Origin of the sequence: Craterilacuibacter sp., from assembly GCF_051659485.1 — a bacterium.
Lineage (GTDB): Bacteria > Pseudomonadota > Gammaproteobacteria > Burkholderiales > Chromobacteriaceae > Craterilacuibacter.
Genome location: NZ_JBOFOO010000372.1, coordinates 1 through 2,621, shown reverse-complemented (window position 1 = coordinate 2,621; position 2,621 = coordinate 1). Strand labels below are relative to the sequence as shown.

At 55.1% G+C, this 2,621-nt stretch carries 4 protein-coding genes; 1 reads left to right on the top strand and 3 read right to left on the bottom strand.

The window, feature by feature from the left end; genetic code table 11:
* From ACRC1E_RS12750 to gmk, 3 genes are all read right to left on the bottom strand, one after another.
* On the bottom strand, positions 1-869 hold an 869-nt coding region (locus tag ACRC1E_RS12750; RefSeq protein ID WP_438515468.1), incomplete at its 3' end, for an HD domain-containing protein.
* Between the two features lie 22 nt (positions 870-891).
* Positions 892-1,098 carry a DNA-directed RNA polymerase subunit omega gene (gene rpoZ / locus ACRC1E_RS12745; protein ID WP_438515467.1) on the bottom strand — a complete coding sequence of 69 codons (207 nt, stop codon included), beginning with the start codon at positions 1,096-1,098 and terminating at the stop codon, positions 892-894.
* Between the two features lie 63 nt (positions 1,099-1,161).
* Positions 1,162-1,788: a guanylate kinase gene (gene gmk / locus ACRC1E_RS12740; protein WP_438515466.1), complete on the bottom strand. Its 627-nt coding sequence runs from the start codon at positions 1,786-1,788 to the stop codon at positions 1,162-1,164.
* Positions 1,789-1,942: 154 nt separating this feature from the next.
* On the opposite strand from gmk, the gene ACRC1E_RS12735 reads away from it, so the two are divergent.
* Positions 1,943-2,621: solute carrier family 23 protein (locus tag ACRC1E_RS12735; RefSeq protein ID WP_438515465.1), on the top strand; the 679-nt coding region annotated here is incomplete at its 3' end.

Sequence of the window (2,621 nt, the reverse complement as noted above, 5' to 3'; positions counted from 1 at the left end):
AGATAGCAACTGGGAATATCATTGACGACCACACGGAAACCGTAAATATCCAGCACCTCGGAGAAGGACAGGTTTTTCTCCTGCATCTTCTTGTAGATGCTATAGAGATTCTTTTCCCGTCCCTTGATTGTCGCCTCGATATTATTTTCGGCCAGGCGCTGACTGACAGATTCCAGAATCTTGTTGACGATCTCGCGCCGATTTCCTCGCGCGGCACGCACAGCCTTGGCCAGAACCATGTAACGCGTGGGATACAGATGCTTGAATGCCAAATCCTGCAACTCGCGGTAAACCGTATTCAGACCAATACGGTTGGCGATAGGGGCATAAATTTCCAGCGTTTCCAGCGCGATGCGCTTGCGCTTGTCTTCGCGCATCGAGTCCAGCGTACGCATATTGTGCGAACGGTCGGCCAGCTTGACGATAATGACGCGCACGTCGCGCGCCATCGCCAGCACCATCTTGCGGAAGTTTTCTGCTTGCGCATCTTCCTTGGTCTGGTACTCCAGCCGCTCGAGTTTGGACAAGCCATCCACCAGATCGGCAATCGTCTTGCCAAACTTCTCGGTCAGCGTGGATTTGGAAACACCGGTGTCTTCGAGTACATCATGCAATAAGGCAGCCGCCACCCCCTGCGCATCCATACGCCAATCAATCAGCATCTGGGCAACGGCAAGCGGATGGGTGATATAAGGCTCTCCGCTTTTACGCGTTTGCCCCTCGTGCGCTTCGCGACTGACATCAAATGCCTGCCGCAAAAGCTGCACATCTTCCGGCTTCAGATAGCCGCTGGCCGACTCGAACAGAGCCGAGGCGGCCGTATCTATCATGGCCTGATAATCGATGAGTGGCGCGTTATCCAGCTGCATAACTGAAATATACCCGGGGTAATCAGCCCTTGCTGCGGGTCAGGATTTCGCGACCGACATGCCCGGCAGCAATTTCACGCAAGGCAACAACAGTCGGCTTATTGCGGCCGGGCTCGACAAAAGTCGTACCACCGGACGCAACTTGGCGCGCACGGTATGCGGCGGCCAGCGTCAGGTCAAAACGGTTCTGGATACGGTCGAGGCAGTCATCAACGGTAATACGGGCCATGGGGTTTACCTCTTTCAAGAATGGTGGGAACTAGATGTAATTTTGCCGGCTTGACCAATTACGTCAGCTAGCAGCCTGCATTTGCGTCAGCACCGATGCCAAGCGCTGGCACTGGCGTGGCGTACGCAACTGCACGGCACGTACAACGGACAGCAGATCGGTGCATGCCAGCTCGAACTCGTCATTGACGACGGCGTAGTCATACTCGCCAAGCAGCGCGATCTCGGCGCGAGCCTCCGCCAAACGCCGATCTACGACTTCGGTACTATCGGTCCCGCGACCGCGCAAACGACTCGCAAGCACCTCCAGACTAGGCGGCAGAATAAAGATGCCAATAGCCTCAGGGAATACTTTACGCACCTGACGTGCACCCTGCCAATCTATCTCAAGCAGGATATCGTGTCCGGCAGCGATGCGCGACCGGATCCAGCGTGCGCTAGTGCCGTAATAGTTGCCATAAACCTCGGCGTACTCGAGAAAATCACCCGCCGCAATCATGCCTTCAAAAGCCTCACGCGAGACAAAATGATAATGCTGACCGTCGACTTCACCGGCGCGCGGGGCGCGGGTAGTAAAGGAAACCGAGAGCTCGACATCAGTCGCAGCCTTAAGCAATGCCGCCACCAGCGAAGTCTTGCCCGCCCCGGAAGGGGCGACGACGATGAAAATATTACCGGTCGACACACTCATGAGCTGACACCTGCGAACTTGAACTAATATTTCAGGTTACCACAAGCATGGGTAATCTTTAAAGGGAATCACTTAGGATTCCACCACTATCCTAATGATAAATCGTATAAAATGGCCGGCTCTTAAAAACTGAAACGCCGCAGGGGTGCACAAGATGCAAGTTCTAGAGAACCTGTTCAAACTGAAAGAACACGGAACCACGGTTAAAACAGAAGTCATCGCCGGAATTACCACCTTCCTGACCATGGCCTACATCGTTCTGGTCAACCCTGCCATCCTGTCGGCCACCGGCATGGATATCAACGCCGTATTTGTCGCAACCTGTCTGGCGGCAGCCCTAGGCACCAGCATCATGGCACTGGTTGCCAACTACCCGATTGCACTGGCGCCGGGCATGGGCCTGAATGCCTACTTCACCTTTACCGTGGTGCAGGGCATGGGCGTTCCCTGGGAAACCGCACTGGGTGCCGTCTTCCTGTCCGGTCTGGTCTTTCTTGCCGTCAGCCTGTTCAAGGTACGCGAAGCGATGGTCAATGCCATCCCGCAGTCGCTCAAGTTCGGCATCTCTGCCGGTGTCGGTATGTTCCTTGCGATCATCGGCCTGAAAAATGCCGGTGTGATTGCTGCCCATCCGGCCACACTGATTACACTGGGTGATATCCACAACCCAACCACCCTGCTGGCCATTCTCGGCTTTTTCATGATTGTGGCTCTGGAATACCGCAAAGTACCCGGCGCCATCATCCTGAGCATCATCCTGATCACTACCCTTTCCATCGTACTGGGGCAATCGACCTTTGAAGGCATCTTCGCACCGGTGCCTAGCCTAGCCC